This is a genomic window from Microvirga ossetica, assembly GCF_002741015.1.
Taxonomy (GTDB): domain Bacteria; phylum Pseudomonadota; class Alphaproteobacteria; order Rhizobiales; family Beijerinckiaceae; genus Microvirga; species Microvirga ossetica.
Map to the genome: position 1 here is coordinate 79,625 of NZ_CP016617.1, position 19,082 is coordinate 98,706.

A 19,082-nucleotide genomic window follows, 5' to 3' on the forward strand; every position below is an offset into this window, starting at 1 on the left:
GGAGAGCGGTTTGCTAGCTATCCGGCCAGCCTTTCGAACTGAACCGGACTGACATAATCGAGTGTCGAATGACGCCGGACGGGATTGTAAAACCCATCGATGTAACGACCAATCGCCTTCTTGGCCTCGGCCCTCGTCTGGAAGACGGTGCGCCAGACCAGTTCGGATTTCAAGGTCTTGAAGAAGGTCTCGACCACGGCATTGTCGAAACAATTGCCTGTCCCGGACATGGAGATCCGGATGCCGTGTTTCCTCAACTCGGCCTGATAGGCTGTCGAGCAATATTGACTGCCGCGGTCCGCGTGATGGGTCAGCCCCTCACCAGGTCTTCGGATCGCCAGAGCCTTGCGCAGCGCCTCCAGCGCCAGCTCCGTGTGGAGGCTGTCACTGACCGCCCAGCCGACCACCCGCCGGGCGAAGAGATCGAGAATCACAGCCAGGGAGAGCCAGCCCTCGTTCGTCCACAGATAGGAGATATCCGCGGCCCACTTCTGGTTCGGGCGCTCGGCCGAGAAGTCCTGCTCGAGCAGGTTGGGCGCGATCGGAAAAGCGTGATGGCTGTCGGTGGTGCGTTTGAAGCGGCGCTTCTGCCGGGCCTTGAGACCATTCTCGCGCATCAGTCGAGCGGTCCGCCGGCGCCCGATTGGCAGTCCCTCATCCTGCAGCTCGCGGGTCATGCGCGGGCTGCCGTAGGTCTCATTGGAGAGGGTGAAGGCCGAGCGAATGTGGGCCAGAAGCACCAGATCCTCCCGCTGGCGCGGGCTGGCTGGACGCGATCTCCAGGCGAAGTAGCCGCTCGGGCTCACTTCGAGGACCTGGCACAGGCGTGTGACGGGGAAGTTCTCTTTCGCCGCATCGATGAACTGGAACTTCATCGACTTCCCTCCTTGGCGAAAAAAGCCGTGGCCTTCTTCAGGATCTCCCGCTCCTGGCGCAGGATCTCGTTCTCGCGCCGCAGCCGCTTCAGCTCGACCGCCATGTCCTCCTGGCGTTCTTCCGGCGGATCGTCGATCTCACGCTCGCGGCGGCGATCGAGCCAGTGGCGCAGGGTCGACAGGCCGACGCCGAGATCAGCGGCAATCGCCCGTCGGCTGCGGCCACTGGTCAAGGCGAGCCGTACAGCCTCATCCTGAAACTCTTTCGTAAAGCGTGTCTGGGGCATGGAGATCCTCCTGCTTCATGAGAGGTTCTCCATCTTTTCGATACTGCTGGCGAATTCATCATGCTGGGATGGGAACCATCATGAGCCTGGTGAATGCGGATTGCCGGGTTCGTGCGAGCGGCGTGCCAGCGAACCAAGCCCCTAGTCGGATGAGGTTCATCGCAGCCGCCGTCAGCACGTGTTGCAGATGCGTTTTGGCAAGACCGATATAGCGCGAGCGCCGCAGATGCAGGACCCGGACCCCAGCTGAGATTGTGCCCTCGATCCCGGCGCGCTGTTGATAGTCCTGCTTGAAGTTCGGCTGTGCCTCACGCTCACGAGCCGCTGCAAGGGTCTCGTGCTCCTCCTGAGGGCGCAGCGTCAGAAGTCGCCGATCGCTCCGGGTACACCGTGCCTTCAACGGACAGGGACGACAGTGGGTCGTCGAGAAGCGCACCTTGAAGGCCGTCCGCCCCTGCCAGTAATCGGGACGCCAGCTCCGGCTCTCGTGCCCGGCCGGGCAGATCGCGACTTGCCGATCCCAATCGAAGATGAAGTCCTGCAAGGTGAAGCCCTCACCTGATTGGGTCTGCCACTGATAATTCTGGGGAGCCGGCCCCAGGAGCGTGACGCCATAGTTCCGGCGGCTGGCGACGAGTTGATCGGCCGCGACATAGCCGGCGTCGACGAGGTGAGTGCCGGGCAGCAGTCCCTTGGCCTTGAGCCCATCATGAATGGTGTTGAGGGCGTCGCGATCCACGACCGGCGCCGGCGTAGTCTCCACATGCGTGATCAGGTGCGGGCCACCCTCGTCACAAGCCTCAGTGAGATGAACCTTGTAGCCAATCCAGGTCGTCGTCCCCTTATTGGCATAATGGACCTCTGGATCGTAGGGTGATCCGGCCATCAGCAGGGAGGGTGGAAATCCCTCATGCTCGGTCCGCCACCGCACCCAGGGAGTGGTCTCAGAGAATGCGCCGGCCCCAGGTTCTCCGGTCTGAGCCTGGTCGGTGAGACAGAAATTCTGCACCCAGACCTGCCGCAGCAGCTCAACAGCCGGGATCTCACGCAACCAGATTGGTGCACCAGGAGCTATGATGGCAGCCAGCAGCTGATGACCATCGCGCCCGATCTGCTCGGCATGGGCGCGCCGCATCGCCTCGCCTTGCGGGACATTATAGTCGTCAGCCCGCCTGCCATACCGCTCGATCCAGGCGGGATTGGCATGAGCGCGCAACCATGCGGGAGCAGCGGACGCCAAGACATTGAGGGCCGCCCGCATGGTCTCGGTCACGCAGGCGAGACGGTTCAGAGAGCGGACGGCTCCGAGCACATGCGTGGAGTCGGTGCGCTGGCGGCCTCGGGCGCTCAGTAGCTTGTGCTCACGACACAGGGCTAGAAGCGTATCGAGGAGATGCTCCTCTAAGCCTCCTGCCACCAGACGACCGCGGAACTCGCTCAGAACCGAGGCATCGAAGCCAGGGTCGGTTAGTTCCAGGCCCAGCAGGTACTTCCAATCGATGCGGCTGCGGACCGCATCGGCCGCCCGCCGATCGGAGAGGTTCTCAGCGAACTGCAGCAAGCTCACCAGCGCCAGTCGCCACGGGCATTCGGCCGGCTGCCCGCAAGGGGCGAAGAGGGACGCGAACTGGGCGTCGGTAAAGATCGTCCCAAGGTGGTCACGCAGGCGCAGATAGGGGCTGCCATTCGGGAACGCGGCACGCGCGACGGCTGCCGTTGCGGCCGGGACATCACGGCACGGGGTCGGGCGGAGCGACATGAGGACCTCCGGGATGGTGGGGCTGCCCCTCAATCCCAGAACGCCAATCCCTGCCTCAACGGCTCCGGCCCATTCGCCAGCAGTATCCTTTTCGGAGCAAGTCCAATGCGCATCGGATTGAACTCAAGGGCGACAGCCTGCGCCGCCGGGCCGGCGACAGGAGTGTGGCATGATCCGATCGACCTTTGATCGCTGGCGCCGGGCTTGACCTGACGCCTGTTTCCAGACCACCTTACAACTGCCAGCGGTACTGACCGCTTCATTCCCGCTCAGCGGACCACCAGGTCAACGCTGACGGTGATCACGATCACCAGAACGAGTGATCATGATCGTGTGGAAGCACTGATCACCATCCCTGGAATGCGCACCATAAGTTCTCTCGCGCGGTGGTGAACCGTTCGGGAGCCGCCGTTGTCGGCACCATCTCATCCTCCTGGCAGATTGCATCCGGCGCCGGCAAGGCAACCCTTGATGTGAGTTGGTCCATGTTGCGCCACTTCCTCGACTGCGATCACACAGGAGTGACCTACTCAACGCAGACCTGTTCTGGGTGCGATGCGCTCAGCGGCCCACAAGGTCAGGACGGGCTTGCAATCAGGCAGGGGGTTGCGGCGATTGCGGGTCGGTTCACGAGCGCGATCAGTGAGGTGGCTCGGTTTGTCTGAGCAGCGTTTTCGGTTCGCTAAGTGGAGCCTCTGCCGGGGTTAGGCTGCCGCAAGCTGCGGCAGCGGGTTGAAGTAGGCCTGATCGGGTGTCCTCCGGTCAAGGCTCGAATGAGGCCTCTGGCCGTTGTAAAAGGTCAGATACCGACCAATCGAAGCTCGGGCCTCCGACACGCTGTCGTAAGCCTTCAGATAGACCTCCTCGTATTTGATGCTGCGCCAGAGACGTTCGACAAAGACGTTGTCGCGCCAGGCCCCCTTGCCGTCCATGCTGATCGCGATCTCGTTCTTGAGGAGCACGCTGGTGAAGTCGTGGCTGGTGAACTGGCTGTGATCTTCTGACTATCGGTGTTGAAGATCTCAGGGCAGCCATAGCGGGCGATGGCTTCTTCCACCGCCTCGATGCAGAAGGCCGCCTCCAGAGTGATGGACAGCCGCCAAGCCAGAACCCGTCGGCTGAACCAGTCGATCACCGCCGCCAAATAGACAAAGCCCCGCGCCATGGGGATGTACGTGAGATACTGTCGGCGAATTCCCTGTTGGCTGTTCAGCAAGAGGAGGATTGCATGAGCCTTCATCCAGAGGCGATTGGTGAGATCCCGGCCGAGACCGTGCGGGTTGCCCGGACGGTCTTCCTCAAAGGCAACATTGTGATGCGGCTCAGAGACGAGTTCGGTGCTCTCTACCAGGATGAGGACTTCCAAAGGTTCTACCCGACCCGGGGGCAACCCGCCCTTGCGCCATGGCGACTGGCCCTGATCACGCTCTTCCAGTTTCTCGAACACCTCAGCGATCGGCAGGCTGCCGACGCTGTGCGCGCCCGGATCGACTGGAAGTATGCGCTGGGGCTGGAGCTGACCGACCCTGGGTTCCACTTCAGCGTGCTGACCGAGTTCCGGGCGCGCCTTGTGGCCGGCCAGGCGGAACATCTGCTGCTGGACATGATGCTCGAGCGCTTCAAGGCCCGCGGCCTGATCAAGGTGCGCGGCAAGCAGCGCACCGACAGTACGCATGTGTTGGGGGCCGTGCATGACCTGCATCTTCTGGAGCTCGTCGCCGAGACGCTGCGAGCAACCCTGGATGATCTCGCCGCGGTTGTTCCGGGCTGGGTTCGCGGGATCGCTCAGCCGGCGTGGTTCGAGCGCTATGCGCATCGCATTGAAGACTATCGCCTGCCCAAGAGCCGGGAGAAGCGCGAAGCCCTCTCGCTGGAGATCGGCGCGGATGGGTTCTTCCTGCTCGACGCCTTGGACGATGCGAGCGCGCCGGCTGCGGCTCGTGCGGTGCCGATGGTGCAGACGCTGCGTGACGTATGGCGGGTGCATTACGCACGGGATGACGGGCGGCCGCGCTGGCGGGCTGGAGCGGAACTGCCTCCGGTGGGCGAGCGACTGCAGTCACCCTATGACCCGGAGATGCACTACAGCACCAAGCGTCAGATGGAGTGGTCCGGCTACAAGGTCCATGACACCGAGACCTGCGATGCCGATGCAGCCCACCTGGTGACGCACGTGAAGACCTGCCCGGCCATGGAGCAGGATATGACGAGCACAGCCGAGATCCACGCCTGCCTGGCGGCCAAGGGCCTCCTGCCTTCTGAGCACTTCGTGGACTCAGCCTACGTCGATGCGGCCTTGTTGGTCAGCAGCCGGCGGGACCACGGGATCTCGCTCGAGGGGCCGGTGCGGGGCGTATCGAGCTGGCAATCCCGCATGAGCCAAGGATACGACATGCCCCAATTTGTCATCGACTGGGAGAACGAACAGGTGACCTGTCCACAGGGCAAGATCTCAGTGACTTGGCGCGCCGCGCGCAGCGAGGATGGGAGCCCGCGCATCCATGCTCGCTTCAGCCGCTCGGATTGCGGGGCCTGTGCCGCCAGAGCGTTGTGCACGCCAGCCAAGGACGCGCGTCGCTCCGTCTACTTCCACCTGCGTGAGGAATACGAAGCGCTGAGCGCCGCACGAGCCCGCATGCGCGACCCCGAGTGGAAAGAGCGATATCATGTCCGCGCCGGGGTCGAGGGCACGCTCTCACAGGGCGTGCGGGCGTTCGGGATGCGACGGAGCCGGTATATCGGGTTGCTGAAAACAGGGCTTCAGGAGGTCTGTACAGCCGCTGCGATGAACGTCTCGCGGATTGTGCACTGGCTGGATGGATCGCCACGGGCCACAACGCGCGTGACCCGCTTTGCCGCCTTGGCGCCGATCGCCTGAATTCGCCGACAGTATCTACGTGATGAGCGCGGCGTTCGGACAAGTCAGCGGCAGCCGCGCATGCGCCAGCAGCCGCTCCGGCTGGTGTTTTTGGACGAGACCTTGGTCAATACCAGGAGATTCCTCCTGTGCGGGCGTAGCCGCAAGAGCGAGCGATTATGGGCGAGCCCGCCTTGTGCGATCGGCGGTCCGATAGCCCGCCGGATCTTCGAGACTTACGTTGAGATCCACCTTGCCCCAATCCTGACTAAAGGTGACGTGGTAATTCTCGACAACCTGCCGGCGGACAAGAGTGAAAAAGTCGCGCAATGCTTGAATCAGGAAGAGGCGTGGTTCCTGTTGCGGCTATCTTGTAGTTCCGATCACAATCCGATTGAACAGGCCTTTGCAAAGCTAAAAGCACACCTACGCGCCGGAGAAGCACGAACTTTGGACGCGCTTTGGCGAGCAATCGGCGACATCCTCAATCTCTTCGATCGGCGCGACTGTTGGAACTACCTCAGGGCTGCCCGATATACCTCCGTCTCAAGTTCCGATGGTTTAATCGAGCGCGATTTCCACCATGAGCACGCCGTTAAATGAGCGAACCTAGCATTTCAGCGAAGTGGCCCTGTGGGAGAAAGGGCGCGGTGATCAGCCGCGCCCGTGCGCTCAAAGCAAGAAGTCGGCCGAGGACAGCGTGTAGCCAGTGCCAGCCACATCCACAGTCGCGACTGAGCCCCCAGTCTTGATGTACAGGTGCGTCTCGCCTGCCGTCGCATCCTTAACAGCCCAGATTTGGCCGTCCAATCCGGTGCCGCTGGCGCTCTTGTACCCGGCCCAGGAGAACGCCTGATTACCGGACGCCGCCGAATTGGCATCGATGCCGGAGAAGTCGAGCCGGTCGGTGCCGCGCACGAAGTCCATCACCTTGTCGCCGTCCGAACTCCACTTCGACGTGAACTGGAACGTGTCACGGCCCGCGTTTCCCCACAGGGTATCCGCACCGCCGCGTCCGTTGAGCAGATCGTCTCCCGTTCCGCCCTTGAGTACATTGACCCCGTCGCTTCCGTCGAGGAAGTTGTTCAGCTCATTGCCAGTGCCGTTGATGGCGCTGGTACCAATGAGCTTCAGGTTCTCGACATTTTTGGTCAACGTGTAGCCAATCGTGCTTTCGATGCGATCGGTGCCTTGGCCAGTCAGCTCGACAATCGTGTCACCGCTATGGTTGACCATGTAGGTGTCATTGCCAGCAAGACCCTTCATGGTGTCAGGGCCGGTCGTACCCGCGAGCACGTCGTTGCCGCTCGTGCCGGTAATATCGCCCGGTGTAGGCGTCGGTGTGGGCTCCGGTGTGGGGGTCGGATCGGGCGCAGTACTGTCGCCCAGATTCGGTGCCTGGTCGGGCGAGAGCGGTGTCTCTACATTGATGTTGCCGATGCGGGTAGGCAGGTTGCCAGCGGCATCGGGCTTCACGTACTCATGGCCCCAATAGCCCTTGCCGTTGTAGTTCTCCTCCCAGGTGATGTTAGTCATCCGGTAGGTGGTGTTCTTGCTACCATCGAAGTACATAGTATAGCCACCACCATCGACGTAGTTGTGGCGGATCGTAATGTCATTCATGTTCCCGAAGTAGCTCTGGAGGAAGATCGCTCCAGTCTGACCATGATTGAGGATGATCGTGTTGTTCTCGATCAACACGCCGTTCTGACCGCCCTGCACCTGGATGCCGTCGTAATGGGGCGATCCGGCCGCCGCGAAATCGTGGAGGTAGTTGCCCCGCACAACCGATGCTCCGGCATTCAACGTGATGCCGTTCTCGAAGCCCCGAATGTCATTGCCGGAAAACGTGCCGGAGCCTTGGATACCGTGCGAGCCGGCGTACGCGCCCAGGCCATCAATGTCACAGTTGACCACCGATGCTCCCTTGTAGCCTGATTCGACTTTGACGCCCGTATATGAACTGGAGGTGATCTTGCTATTCTTGATGGTCACGTTGTCGGCGCGGATGACCACCGAGCCCTTGATGTCGAGACCGTCAAGCACAGTCCCTGCCTTGGTGACGATGATATTGCCGGAGGGCGTCAGGGTGATACCGGACGGAACGCCCGTGTTAACTGCTGTAGGAAAAGGCATAATAAATTTTCTTTTTCGCTTGTGAAATGATGAATGCGCATTGACGGGCCGAAGACGAGGGTTGCTGCAAGCGACAGCTGTCAGCGAGCCTGTGATGTTGACCCGATCAATGGAGGAATACGACGTGGAGATCTCTCGCAGGATCCGGAAAGCCGGGTGCCGCGACCATTATCCTTCGCAGAGTTGAGACAACGGTCTGCTACGCCATCTGCTATGATGGCACGCAGGAACTTACCTCGGAAGGAATGCCTGGAGTTGCTTAAGGGGGGGACGGTTTCCGCCATTGTTGACGGACATGGGATGGATTCAGATCCTATCGCATCCTGAGATCAAACGGCATTGCCGATAGCTACCGAAAAGCCATCTTACAATGCGCCAACACACGCAGTATCGGCAGAAATTATTGGTTTGTTTTGTGAGATAGAGATTGTCATCATTTGCCCTTTTATCGTTACTATTTGTTTTAGAGACTGGTCCGAAAGACATAGTGCCTTCGCGTCTCTTATTGGTGGTTAGTAACAAGTAGCCATTTAGAACTCCCTCCATATATGACTTCGTTCCTGTGAACGAATGCCTTGGTGAAGATTAAGTTCTTATGAAGACTTGTTATGTGCCAAAAAGCAGCAGAATTTGTCCAAAATATGTTAGGCCTGAAGAACGTTGAAACGGCGCAATGGATTTGCTTCGCTTAAGTGGAGAGCGGTTTGCTAGCTATCCGGCCAGCCTTTCGAGCTGAACCGGACTGACATAGTCCAGTGTCGAATGACGCCGGACGGGATTGTAGAAGCCGTCGATGTAACGACCAATCGCCTTCTTGGCCTCGGCCCTCGTCTGGAAGACGGTGCGCCAGACCAGTTCGGACTTCAAGGTCTTGAAGAAGGTCTCGACCACGGCATTGTCGAAGCAATTGCCTTTCCCGGACATGGAGATCCGGATGCCGTGCTTCCTCAACTCGGCCTGATAGGCTGTCGAGCAATATTGACTGCCGCGATCGGCATGATGGATCAGGCCCGCTGATGGCCGCCGGATCGCCACAGCCTTGCGCAGCGCCTCCAGCGCCAGCTCCGTGTGGAGGCTGTCACTGACCGCCCAGCCGACCACCCGCCGGGCGAAGAGATCGAGGACCACGGCCAGGGAGAGCCAGCCCTCACCCGTCCACACGGACGAAATATCCGCGGCCCACTTCTGGTTCGGGCGCTCGGCCGAGAAGTCCTGCTCGAGCAGGTTGGGCGCAATCGGAAAGGCATGATGACTGTCGGTGGTGCGTTTGAAGCGGCGCTTCTGCCGGGCCTTGAGACCATTCTCGCGCATCAGTCGAGCGGTCCGCCGGCGCCCGATTGGCAGTCCCTCATCCTGCAGCTCGCGGGTCATGCGCGGGCTGCCGTAGGTCTCATTGGAGAGGGTGAAGGCCGAGCGAATGTGGGCCAGAAGCACCAGATCCTCCCGCTGGCGCGGGCTGGCTGGACGCGATCTCCAGGCGAAGTAGCCGCTCGGGCTCACTTCGAGGACCTGGCACAGGCGTGTGACGGGGAAGTTCTCTTTCGCCGCATCGATGAACTGGAACTTCATCGACTTCCCTCCTTGGCGAAAAAAGCCGTGGCCTTCTTCAGGATCTCCCGCTCCTGGCGCAGGATCTCGTTCTCACGCCGCAGCCGCTTCAGCTCGGCTGCCATGTCCTCCTGGCGTTCTTCCGGCGGAGCGTCGATCTCGCGCTCGCGACGGCGGTCGATCCAGTGGCGCAGGGTCGACAGGCCGACCCCGAGATCCGCGGCAATCGCCCGTCGGCTGCGGCCGCTGGTCAGGGCAAGCCGCACCGCCTCATCCTGGAACTCTTTCGTAAAGCGTGTCTGGGGCATGGAGATCCTCCTGGGTCATAGAAGTGCTCTCCAGCTTTCCGAAGCAAGACCACCTTGGTCTTCATCCAGTAGATCGGCATTCGGTTCTCGCGGGTCAGGCTTTCTCGCTTTCCGCGCCGCTGCCTTCCTCGATCATCTTCACCCGTGCTCGGGTAAACTCGACGACCTTGTTGGCAAACTCGACCGCTTGCTCGGGTGTCGACCCAGTCTCCTGCATGGATTGGACGTAAATCCCTCGGTACATCGCATAGCGCGCCTCGCGCTGGTCGGCTGGGAGCTTAAGAATCTGCATCGCATATCTGTTGATCGCGGTGAGAATCGCATCAGCGGCATTTTGCTGTTTCGACACCGTTTTCTCCTGCAGTTTCAGAATCTCAATTTGCGCTATCGTTCCTAGCCGTTCTTATGCATCGGAAGAGTGATGAGGGCTGGCGGATGTAGCTTAAGCACTTGAAGCAGCGTAGGATTTGGTTGCTGAAGCCGATCCTGCTCTCCGTTCGAGGCTGCCACACCCGCCATGCCGGACGATACAACCGCAACGTTCCCGTTTCCAGCCGTGGGCCGCAAGAAGATCACCGCCGCTTTCGATGGCGGGCGCTTGTCGTCCGACGGCGGTGTCATGCTCCTGGCCCAAGCCGAGCGCCGGCTGGGGATTGCCGCGCGGCTGGCGCGCATCATCCCGGATCGGCGCGACCCGACCCGCGTGACGCACGCGATCACAGATATGATCCGCGCCCGCATCTTCGCCATCGCGTGCGGCTATGAGGATTGCAACGACTTCGGCCCGCTGCGCGCTGATCCGGCGTTCAAGCTCGCCTGCGGGCACTTGCCGGAAACCGGGGCTGACCTCGCCTCGCAGCCGACCCTCTCGCGTCTGGAGAATGCGCCTACGATCCGCGATGCGATCCGGTTGACCTATGCCCTGATCGAGCAGTGGATGGACAGCTATGCCACTCCGCCCGACGGCGTGGTGCTGGACATCGACGACACCTGCGATGTGGTGCATGGGCACCAGCAACTGTCCTTGTTCAACGCCCATTATGACGAACGCTGCTTTCTGCCGATCCATGTCTACGACAGCGCCACCGGCCGACCGGTTGCCGTCGTGCTGCGGCCGGGCAAGACGCCCTCGGGTGTTGAAGTGCGGGCGCATCTGCGACGCCTCGTGCGCCGCATCCGCACGCGTTGGCCTCTCACGCGCATCACGATCCGGGGTGACAGCCACTATGCCCGTCCCGAAGCCATGGACTTCTGCGAGCAGCACGGCCTCAGCTATCTGTTCGGACTGGCCGGTAGCCGGCCGCTCACAAGCAAGGTGCAGGGCACCGCTGATGCGGTGCGCACTCAACGGGCGATCGAGGATCGCGAGGTGGTGCGCGGCTTTGCCGAGACGACGCACCGGGCCAGGAGTTGGTCGTGCGAGCGCAGGGTGGTCGCCCGCATCGAGGCGACCCGCCTCGGGCTCGACATCCGCTTTGTGGTCACCAACCTGAGCGGGACCAGCCCACGCGTCCTGCTGTCCCGAAGCCGACCTCTTCCGCGCCATAGCGGCGACTCTCCTGCCCAGCCCGAGAGCAGCCTCGCCCTGAGAGACGGGGCCGCCATCGCCCCGATCATCCCACCCGATCCTGCAAACGCGTTCCCAACGTTCCAGACCTCGCCGCGGTGGAAGAAACGCAGCGGATCCGCACGCCGGGGCTGCAGATCACGTCATCCCGACAAACTCTGGTGAATACGATGGGCTAGCCCCCTCGGTTCGCCGAATGCCCTGTAACAATCGCTCCAACGCAGATTCGAGTTTTTGGTTCGGCTCGACGGCCAATGGAGGAATGCCGCTTTCTTTTACTTGTCCCATAATCACAGACCTCTCCGAGAGATTACTGTTTTTGGGACACTTTGGCGGACGTCCCCCCTACTGCTCCTCATCCAGGCGGGAGAGACCGGGAAAAGTGTTCCGCTCGGCCTCTCCCACGCCAAGCATTCATGAGTAATCATGCGCCGGCGGAGACCTGCACAGAAGCGGTTTTTATTAAATAGTTGGCCCTGAATAATGCATCGGCACCGGGCTGGCGCTGGATTTCAGGCGGCTTGAGAAGTATTCGGTTGCGCAAATGAACTGATCAGAGCTGCAATGATCCAGGCCACAAAAAGCCTGAGCCAGTTCAGGATCAGCCGTAGGTTATGTCCGGCGGCCACGAGCAGCGCGTTCATCGCATCACCCGCGACTCCGAGCAGGTGATTGCGTCCCAGCCGCCCGTCCGCTTTCATGTGCCCGATCATCGGCTCGATCGCGGACCGGCGTCTCAGTTCCCGCTTGATCGTGGGCGTCAGACCCCGCCGCTGTCGCGTGATGAACACCCGATCCGTCTTGGCGTAGTCATGCCCACGATAGCCCTGGTCGACGTAGATGCACGCGGGCTCCACGTCCGTCATGGCCACGACCTGATCCATCGTCGTGCTGAGCGTGTGGCCGTCATACGGATTGCCTTCCAGGGCCTTGGAGGCGACGACAAGCCCTTCCCGGTTGGTCACCGCCACCGCGACCTTGCTGCCGAACTCGTACGGCCGATGCGCTTTCCCTTTGGCGATGCACACCACCTCCGGAGCGTGAAGGCTGTACAGCTTGTTCTTGCTCGTGCGCTCCTGTGTCAGAAGACGCTCGGTGAGCCTCAGCAGAGGAGCAAACCGGCGTGAGAGGGCTGCGTCACCAGCGACTTTCCTGGCGATATCGCGATAGACCCGGCCCAAATAGGTCTTGAGCCGCTTCAGTTCGCGGCCCATGCGCCGCATCTGCCGCGCATGGGCATAGCGCCCCACCTGCACGGCCGCGCGTTTGGCCACCCGAGTATGAGCCTGACGCAGTTGAAGGCCGTGCCGCTTCGCCTGCCGCACCAGAGCCTGCAACGCCTTCAGGTACAGCTTGGCATCGGTCGGATGGGTGATGGCCTTGGGCTGCACCGTGGTGTCGACACTGATCCGCTCCAGGCTCGACGATCGCACCGCGCCGCTCTCCAGCCCGGCCTGGATGGTGGCGGAAAGCAGCGTCTCCACCCCCTTGGGTCCGAGCCGCTTGCGCCAGCGCGTGAGCGAGCTGGGATCGCACGGCGGCTGATGCTGGAAGTACTCACAGCCGCAGAACCACTGCCAATAGGGATTCTCGATCCAGCGCTGCACCACTGCCTCATCGGAGAGGTTGAAGGTGTGCTGGAGATACGACAGCCCGACCATCAGGCGCGTTGGCTTCGCAGGCCGTCCGAGCGGACGATAGAAGCGGCCAAACTCTTGATCGAAGCGGTGCCAGTCGATGAGAGTGGCGAGCCGAACCAGCTCATGGCGGTGGTCGAGGATCTGATCGAGGCGGCTGCGGTAGAGATCGCCGGAGCTCGGCAGCGATGGCTTGGGTCCCATGGCAAAACACCAAGTTTGAGCGGGTCAGTCCCCAGATGCTGGCATTTTACGATGCTTTGTGACGGCGAAGAATCCTTCAGCCTCAACAAGTTGTGGGTTGTTCAGGGCCGACTAAATAATCGGCGCGACGTTCCATAAAGTTCCGCGAACACTGTCCGAAACCTTCAAATCGCGTTCCACACGAAAGATAGTATGCGCAGTGAAGCGGAGTTAAAAAGAGATGTGTAACGTGGTATCTTTACGGCCCACAAGTGGGACGTTATTCGAAACGTACGAAGTCTGATCTGCCCCTCTACTGCGATCCGGGCCCGTAACACGATTGACAGCTCTACTTCAGTCGAAGTGCAATAAGCTTCAGGCTATGATATTCAGCGGCTGGACTCGACACTTGCATGCACACCACCTTACTCTTGGCGACGCTTCTCCTAACAACATTCTGTTGCGGTGTTCTTGTAGGCTACTACGGCTCACCACACTTGGAGCCGATCAAGCGCGTCTTGAGACCAATCAGACAGTTTGTTTGGGCATCGAAAAAGCGGTCGGTTTATGACCAGCCGATGGCAGGGCGTGTTACGGTCTACGATAGCCTACCAGGAACGGCAGAGATCGTGATGCTGGGCGACAGCCTGACTGATTGGGGAAACTGGGATGAGCTTCTGCCCGGTTTGGATATCATTAATAGAGGTATTGGAGGTGATACATCAGGGGGCGTTTTGACCCGATTGAAAGAGATCAGCCAGCGCAACCCAAAGACTGTTGTTCTTATGATAGGCATCAACGACATCCTCCAAGACTCCTCGCCGGAACTCGTCGCTCTGAATATCAAGCAGACGGTCCGCTCGCTTCGCGAGAACAAGATCCGTGTTATTCTGCAGAGCGTTCTGTTGATGGATGCGACTACGGGTCAGAGAGCAAACCGCAAAGTCAAACGGCTTAATACTTTTCTCCGCCACATAGCAGCCGAGGAATCCACCCAATTTCTCGATCTTAATACAGTGCTCGCGCCCAACGGTACTCTGCATCCTGAACTCACGCGAGACGGTCTGCATCTTGCCGGGCGCGGCTATATCCTTTGGGCAGAATCTCTTCGGCCCCTTCTTTAGAGCATAGGACGGTTAAACAGACGCATATCCGGCGGCCCTGAGGAAGTTCCAACACTCGTACGGCTCGAAGAGATTGCAGATATCGCCGAGGGCGCGCCAAAGCGCGTCGAATGTTCGAGCCTCGGCCTTGCGCAAGTGCGCTTGATCTTGGCAAAGGCCTCCTCATCCTGGATTTGCTTCGCTTATTGATCCGGCTTGGGTGATCTTGAACTACGCGGCATAACGGAAAGATGGATGCCCAAAGTAGCTGCGGATCCGTTCGGGCAACTTGGCGAGCCGGCGCATGTGGCTTATGACGGTGCGCTTGAGTTCGGGCTTGCTGCGGGCCGGCGGCTTGCGCGTCACGGCGTGCTTCAGGTCAGCATTCAGGCCCTCGTCCGGGTTCAACTCAGGGCTATAGGATGGCAGGTAGAAGACCTCGATCTGCTCCGTGCGCTCGGCCAGCCAGCCCCGTACCGCTTGGGCCCGATGGACCGGCAGGTTGTCCCAGATCAGAAACACCTTGCCCGTAGCATCCTGGATCAGCCGGCCGAGAAAGCGGATCAGGCTCGGGGCCTTGACCGCACCATTGAGCACCATCCAGCGCAGCTCGCCCTTGTTGGTCACAGCCGAGATCAGGCCCAGCCCCGCACGCTTCTGACAGGGGCGCACGACAGGCGTTCGGCCGCGTGGGGCGAAGCTGCGACCGCGCCCATCGTCGGAGCGCAAGCCGGTCTCGTCCCCCCCAGAAGACCGTGCCCTTCTCCCCTCTGGCTTGCTCCACGATGGCCGGATAGTCCTGCCGCAGCCAGCGCCGCACGGCCTTCGGTGACTGCTCATAGGCCCGTCGGAGTGGCTTCTGGGCCGTGAAGCCCCAGCGCGCCAGATAGGTGCCGATGGTGCGCACCGCCAGCCGGACCCCACAATGCCGCTCGATCAGCATCCGCACCGACGCCCGGCTCCACAGGGCGAAGGGCAGACCGAGTTCGTCGGGCGTGTGCCGGCGGATCAGAGCGCGGACCTGCGCTTCCTGCTGGGGCTCGAGAAACCGTCCCGTGCCGGGGGCCGGGCCCCGCGGTCCGCTGGCCAATCCCGCCAGGCCCTGCTCGGCGAAGCGACGGCAGATATCGAATATGCCTGTCCGGGTCAGGCCCACCTGCGCGGCAATGGCATCATAGGTCAGGCCGCTCTCGCGCAGACCAACCACCTGTCGCCGACGCTCCTCTTGCGCTGCTGCTGGCAGCTTGCGCATGTCGACATGTTTCATTCCGCCAAACTGGATCGACTGGCCCTAGATTTCAAGATCACCCAAGCCGGATCAATAAGTGGAGAGCGGTTTGTTAGCTATTCGGCCAGCCTTTCGAACTGAACCGGACTGACATAGTCCAGTGTCGAATGACGCCGGACGGGATTGTAAAACCCATCGATGTAACGACCAATCGCCTTCTTGGCCTCGGCCCTCGTCTGGAAGACGGTGCGCCAGACCAGTTCGGATTTCAAGGTCTTGAAGAAGGTCTCGACCACGGCATTGTCGAAACAATTGCCTGTCCCGGACATGGAGATCCGGATGCCGTGCTTCCGCAACTCGGCCTGATAGGCTGTCGAGCAATATTGACTGCCGCGGTCCGCGTGATGGGTCAGCCCCTCACCAGGTCTTCGGATCGCCAGAGCCTTGCGCAGCGCCTCCAGCGCCAGCTCCGTGTGGAGGCTGTCACTGACCGCCCAGCCGACCACCCGCCGGGCGAAGAGATCGAGAATCACAGCCAGGGAGAGCCAGCCCTCGTTCGTCCACAGATAGGAGATATCCGCGGCCCACTTCTGGTTCGGGCGCTCGGCCGAGAAGTCCTGCTCGAGCAGGTTGGGCGCGATCGGAAAGGCATGATGACTGTCGGTGGTGCGTTTGAAGCGGCGCTTCTGCCGGGCCTTGAGGCCGTTCTCGCGCATCAACCGAGCCGTCCGGCGGCGTCCCACCGTTAGGCCCTCGTCCTGCAACTCACGAGTCATGCGCGGGCTGCCATAGGTCTCATGCGAGAGGGTGAAGGCCGAGCGAATGTGGGCCAGAAGCACCAGATCCTCGCGCTGGCGCGGGCTGGCTGGACGCGAGCGCCAGGCGAAGTAGCCGCTTTGGCTGACACCGAGAGTCTGGCACAGGCGCGTGACGGGGAAGCTCTCTTTCGCCACATCGATGAACTGAAACTTCATCGACTTCCCTCCTTGGCGAAAAAAGCCGTAGCCTTCTTCAGGATCTCCCGCTCCTGGCGCAGGATCTCGTTCTCACGCCGCAGCCGCTTCAGCTCGGCTGCCATGTCCTCCTGGCGTTCTTCCGGCGGAGCGTCGATCTCGCGCTCGCGACGGCGGTCGATCCAGTGGCGCAGGGTCGACAGGCCGACCCCGAGATCCGCGGCAATCGCCCGTCGGCTGCGGCCGCTGGTCAGGGCAAGCCGCACCGCCTCATCCTGGAACTCTTTCGTAAAGCGTGTCTGGGGCATGGAGATCCTCCTGGGTCATAGAAGTGCTCTCCAGCTTTCCGAAGCAAGACCACTGGTACGATGCATCTTGATTCAAGACACGCCTCGACCAGTCCTCAACTGCGATAGGGACCGTCACCCAGTCTCAGCGCTCCCCGTGACCTTAGCAGGGCAACCCCAAACCTTCGATCCAGCAGCCACATCGCGATTCACAAAAGACATTGCTCCAATGGTCGCGCCATCTCCGATTACAACCCCCTTAGCTATTATACAGCTTGGCCCAATATAAACACCGTTCCCAATGCGGGTAGCCGCGAAGTCGATTGGTTCCTTTCCTAAAGTTGTACTCCTCCTGACGGTATCATGAGAGTATATCTGCACGCCTGAAGATATCGAACAAAAACTCCCTATGACTAGGCCTCCGGACCCGTCGAGGATAACGTTAGGGCCGATCCATGTATCTTCCCCGACCTGCACATCGCCTAATATTAGGACATTATCGTAACAGGTGGATCCTCTGCCAAACCCGTATTCCCGAGCGTTGTCTGAGCGATCAGTGATTAGATCCCCAAAGGAAACTCGCCTTTTGAACCTTTCCATTTTTTCTGCTTGTAGTTCTTTCTGGAGCTTTCGCAATTCATCGAGCATGTTATTAATCCTTCTTGACTGTCTCTTAGCTCGAGTTTGGCCATTTCTGATGGGTATTCAGGAGCGCAGGGCGGAGAAGCGAACGATGCGGTAAGCTGGCGGAGTTTCCGCCAAGAGACGCTGCCATGTTGCACCTACCCGCCCGCTTCGCTGCGATCATTGTAGCGTTTGCCCCGCTCTTTCGCCATCGGACGTGGCGCCATGCCGAGATCCTACTCGTCGGGGCCATCCTGGCGCCCGGCAAGCGCACCGTGACCAGCCTCCTGCGCATCACCGGCCTCAGCTGCGCTCGCTGGAGTGGACGCGAGGCGGCCCGCCTGCTGCTGGGCCCGCTGATCCACGCCTTCGCCCCGACCGGTCCGGTGATCCTCGGCCCGGACGACACTATCGAGCGGCGCCGTGGCAAGCACATCGCGGCCCTCCCGCGTCTGCACGCTCGTACCCTCCAGGAGGATTATTCCGAAATATTTGGTGCACTGCTGCACCAAAACTATCGGAAGCTCCCATACAGGACTGCGCAACGGCTAGCTGTCTGGATGCGAGACCTCCTTGGCGTGAGCGACGACGTGGAGGGCTTGGGCCAACGCGTATCGATCTGGCGGCTTGAAGCGCGCGTTGGCGAGGTTGGGCTCGGCGGCGAGGCGCCGGTGCACGACTTGCTCGGGTGAAGCCCCCTTGAGCACGCGCTGGCGTCGCCTGTTGTAGGCCTGGTTGAAGCCTTTGAGCAGCGTCTCGAGATCACGATGGCTATAGATCGTGATCCCCAGCACCTCGCGCTGCACCCGGCCGTTGAAGCGCTCCACAAGACCGTTGGTCTGCGGCGTGTAGGGTTTGGTCTTGCGATGCTCCACCTTCAGCTTGCGGCAGGCGTGTTCAAAGCCATCAGCCGTGAAGCAGGATCCTCTGTCCGTCAGCACGTGGGTGACCTTGAAGGGGAACGCGCGGATCGCCTCTTTCAGGAAGGCGACCGCGCTTGTGGCCAGCTCATCGTCTTTGACCGCCAGGTGCACCCAGCGCGAGCAGCGGTCGATGGCGACATAGAGGAAGCGCTTGCGGCTCTCGCCATTGGCGGTTTCCAGCTTGGGCAAGTGCTTGATGTCGATGTGGACGAAGCCGAGATCATAATCCTTGAACGTGCCGCTCTCCCGCTTGCGCTGCTGCGCCGGGGGCAATCGTCCTAGCCCCTCAGCCTTGAGGATGCGGTAGACCGCATCGCGGTTCAGATGGGGCAGGAAGTGCGTGACCACGAAGGTCAGATCATCGAGCGGAAAGCCGGTGGCCTGGCGCAGGGCGCAGACAATGGCCCGCTCTTCCTCAGTGGCTTTCCAGGGCAGCTTGTGCGGCCGGCTGCTGTGGTCCTGGCAGTCCTTGGCCCCGCGCTTGCGCCACTTGCGGACGGTCTCGGTGCTCACACTAAAGCGCTGGGCCAGCACGCCGGTGGGCTCGTGTGAGCGGGCAATCTCGCTCCGAATGGCCGGGGTGGTGCGGGCTTGCGGATGAATGGAGTGCATCACGTCCTCCTTCGATGAGGAGTTCGGCGCCGCAGGCCGTCAAAGCGCCAAGTATACTCCTCAATCGCCCAACGCACCCGGTCCCAACAACGTTCCGCCACCAAACAATTAGCATGTGTCCGTCAGAGCTCATCTAGCACCTCCCACACCCCGTGAGGGTTAATCCTTCTTATCTTGATTTATAGCCGTTGGGGG

The 19,082-nt window shown here is 61.0% G+C and carries 12 protein-coding genes and 4 pseudogenes; 5 read left to right on the forward strand and 11 right to left on the reverse strand.

Annotated features, from left to right (window positions below; genetic code table 11):
• Positions 1-17: 17 nt before the first annotated feature.
• The 3 genes and pseudogenes from BB934_RS28130 to BB934_RS28145 all read right to left on the reverse strand — a co-directional run.
• Positions 18-1,162, reverse strand: a protein-coding gene (locus BB934_RS28130) for an IS3 family transposase (RefSeq protein WP_418294778.1) whose coding sequence is annotated in 2 segments (ribosomal slippage) — positions 18-904 and positions 904-1,162 — 1,146 coding nt in all. Because the reading frame shifts where the segments join, the coding sequence is not laid out codon by codon here.
• Positions 1,163-1,220: 58 nt separating this feature from the next.
• The gene (locus tag BB934_RS28135) at positions 1,221-2,921 is read right to left on the reverse strand and encodes an IS1182 family transposase (RefSeq protein WP_099513313.1); all 1,701 of its coding nucleotides are present in this window, start codon (positions 2,919-2,921) and stop codon (positions 1,221-1,223) included.
• A gap of 704 nt (positions 2,922-3,625) precedes the next feature.
• Positions 3,626-4,101 (reverse strand): annotated as a pseudogene (locus BB934_RS28145) (transposase); the annotation flags it as partial.
• A 48-nt stretch (positions 4,102-4,149) separates the two neighbouring features.
• On the opposite strand from BB934_RS28145, the gene BB934_RS28150 reads away from it, so the two are divergent.
• Positions 4,150-5,799: an IS1182 family transposase gene (locus BB934_RS28150; RefSeq protein WP_099513315.1), complete on the forward strand. Its 1,650-nt coding sequence runs from the start codon at positions 4,150-4,152 to the stop codon at positions 5,797-5,799.
• Positions 5,800-5,859: 60 nt separating this feature from the next.
• Positions 5,860-6,381 (forward strand): transposase, encoded by a 522-nt coding sequence (locus BB934_RS28155; protein ID WP_099513316.1) that lies wholly within the window; start codon positions 5,860-5,862, stop codon positions 6,379-6,381.
• Between the two features lie 69 nt (positions 6,382-6,450).
• Here BB934_RS28155 and BB934_RS28160 read toward each other — a convergent pair whose 3' ends face one another.
• The 3 genes from BB934_RS28160 to BB934_RS28170 form a co-directional block, all read right to left on the reverse strand.
• Positions 6,451-7,914, reverse strand: a complete 1,464-nt coding sequence (locus BB934_RS28160) for a calcium-binding protein (protein WP_099513317.1) — start codon at positions 7,912-7,914, stop codon at positions 6,451-6,453.
• Between the two features lie 711 nt (positions 7,915-8,625).
• Positions 8,626-9,770 (reverse strand): IS3 family transposase gene (locus BB934_RS28165; RefSeq protein WP_418294779.1). Its coding sequence is split into 2 segments (ribosomal slippage): positions 8,626-9,512 and positions 9,512-9,770, totalling 1,146 coding nucleotides; the frame shifts between segments, so codons are not numbered across the junction.
• Between the two features lie 94 nt (positions 9,771-9,864).
• A complete protein-coding gene (locus tag BB934_RS28170; protein ID WP_099513319.1) occupies positions 9,865-10,119 on the reverse strand; it encodes a hypothetical protein in 255 nt (84 codons plus the stop codon).
• Positions 10,120-10,287: 168 nt separating this feature from the next.
• Here BB934_RS28170 and BB934_RS28175 point away from each other — a divergent pair.
• Positions 10,288-11,274 (forward strand): annotated as a pseudogene (locus BB934_RS28175) (IS1380 family transposase); the annotation flags it as partial.
• 575 nt (positions 11,275-11,849) lie between these two features.
• Here the strand turns inward: BB934_RS28175 and BB934_RS28180 are convergent.
• Positions 11,850-13,178 (reverse strand): IS5 family transposase, encoded by a 1,329-nt coding sequence (locus BB934_RS28180; RefSeq protein ID WP_099513320.1) that lies wholly within the window; start codon positions 13,176-13,178, stop codon positions 11,850-11,852.
• 392 nt (positions 13,179-13,570) lie between these two features.
• Here BB934_RS28180 and BB934_RS28185 point away from each other — a divergent pair, with 392 nt between their 5' ends.
• Positions 13,571-14,281 carry a GDSL-type esterase/lipase family protein gene (locus BB934_RS28185; protein ID WP_099513321.1) on the forward strand — a complete coding sequence of 237 codons (711 nt, stop codon included), beginning with the start codon at positions 13,571-13,573 and terminating at the stop codon, positions 14,279-14,281.
• Between the two features lie 210 nt (positions 14,282-14,491).
• Here BB934_RS28185 and BB934_RS28190 read toward each other — a convergent pair.
• The 3 genes and pseudogenes from BB934_RS28190 to BB934_RS28200 form a co-directional block, all read right to left on the reverse strand.
• Positions 14,492-15,527 (reverse strand): annotated as a pseudogene (locus BB934_RS28190) (IS630 family transposase).
• Positions 15,528-15,604: 77 nt separating this feature from the next.
• A protein-coding gene (locus BB934_RS28195) for an IS3 family transposase (protein WP_418294780.1) occupies positions 15,605-16,749 on the reverse strand; the annotation gives its coding sequence in 2 pieces (ribosomal slippage) (positions 15,605-16,491 and positions 16,491-16,749; 1,146 coding nt in all).
• A gap of 114 nt (positions 16,750-16,863) precedes the next feature.
• Positions 16,864-17,376, reverse strand: coding sequence for an acyltransferase (locus BB934_RS28200; protein ID WP_099513323.1), 513 nt, complete (start codon positions 17,374-17,376; stop codon positions 16,864-16,866).
• A 125-nt stretch (positions 17,377-17,501) separates the two neighbouring features.
• On the opposite strand from BB934_RS28200, the pseudogene BB934_RS28205 reads away from it, so the two are divergent.
• Positions 17,502-17,759, forward strand: a pseudogene (locus tag BB934_RS28205) (transposase); the annotation flags it as partial.
• Positions 17,760-17,900: 141 nt separating this feature from the next.
• Here BB934_RS28205 and BB934_RS28210 read toward each other — a convergent pair.
• Complete coding sequence (locus tag BB934_RS28210; RefSeq protein ID WP_099513324.1) at positions 17,901-18,887, reverse strand: IS481 family transposase; 987 nt, start codon at positions 18,885-18,887, stop codon at positions 17,901-17,903.
• Positions 18,888-19,082: the final 195 nt, after the last annotated feature.

Coding starts and splice junctions, on each gene's coding strand:
- BB934_RS28135 (WP_099513313.1), bottom strand. CDS start 2,921: ATGTCGCTCCGCCCGACCCCGTGCCGTGATGTCCCGGCCGCAACGGCA.
- BB934_RS28150 (WP_099513315.1), top strand. CDS start 4,150: ATGAGCCTTCATCCAGAGGCGATTGGTGAGATCCCGGCCGAGACCGTG.
- BB934_RS28155 (WP_099513316.1), top strand. CDS start 5,860: ATGCGCCAGCAGCCGCTCCGGCTGGTGTTTTTGGACGAGACCTTGGTC.
- BB934_RS28160 (WP_099513317.1), bottom strand. CDS start 7,914: ATGCCTTTTCCTACAGCAGTTAACACGGGCGTTCCGTCCGGTATCACC.
- BB934_RS28180 (WP_099513320.1), bottom strand. CDS start 13,178: ATGGGACCCAAGCCATCGCTGCCGAGCTCCGGCGATCTCTACCGCAGC.
- BB934_RS28185 (WP_099513321.1), top strand. CDS start 13,571: ATGCACACCACCTTACTCTTGGCGACGCTTCTCCTAACAACATTCTGT.
- BB934_RS28200 (WP_099513323.1), bottom strand. CDS start 17,376: ATGCTCGATGAATTGCGAAAGCTCCAGAAAGAACTACAAGCAGAAAAA.
- BB934_RS28210 (WP_099513324.1), bottom strand. CDS start 18,887: ATGCACTCCATTCATCCGCAAGCCCGCACCACCCCGGCCATTCGGAGC.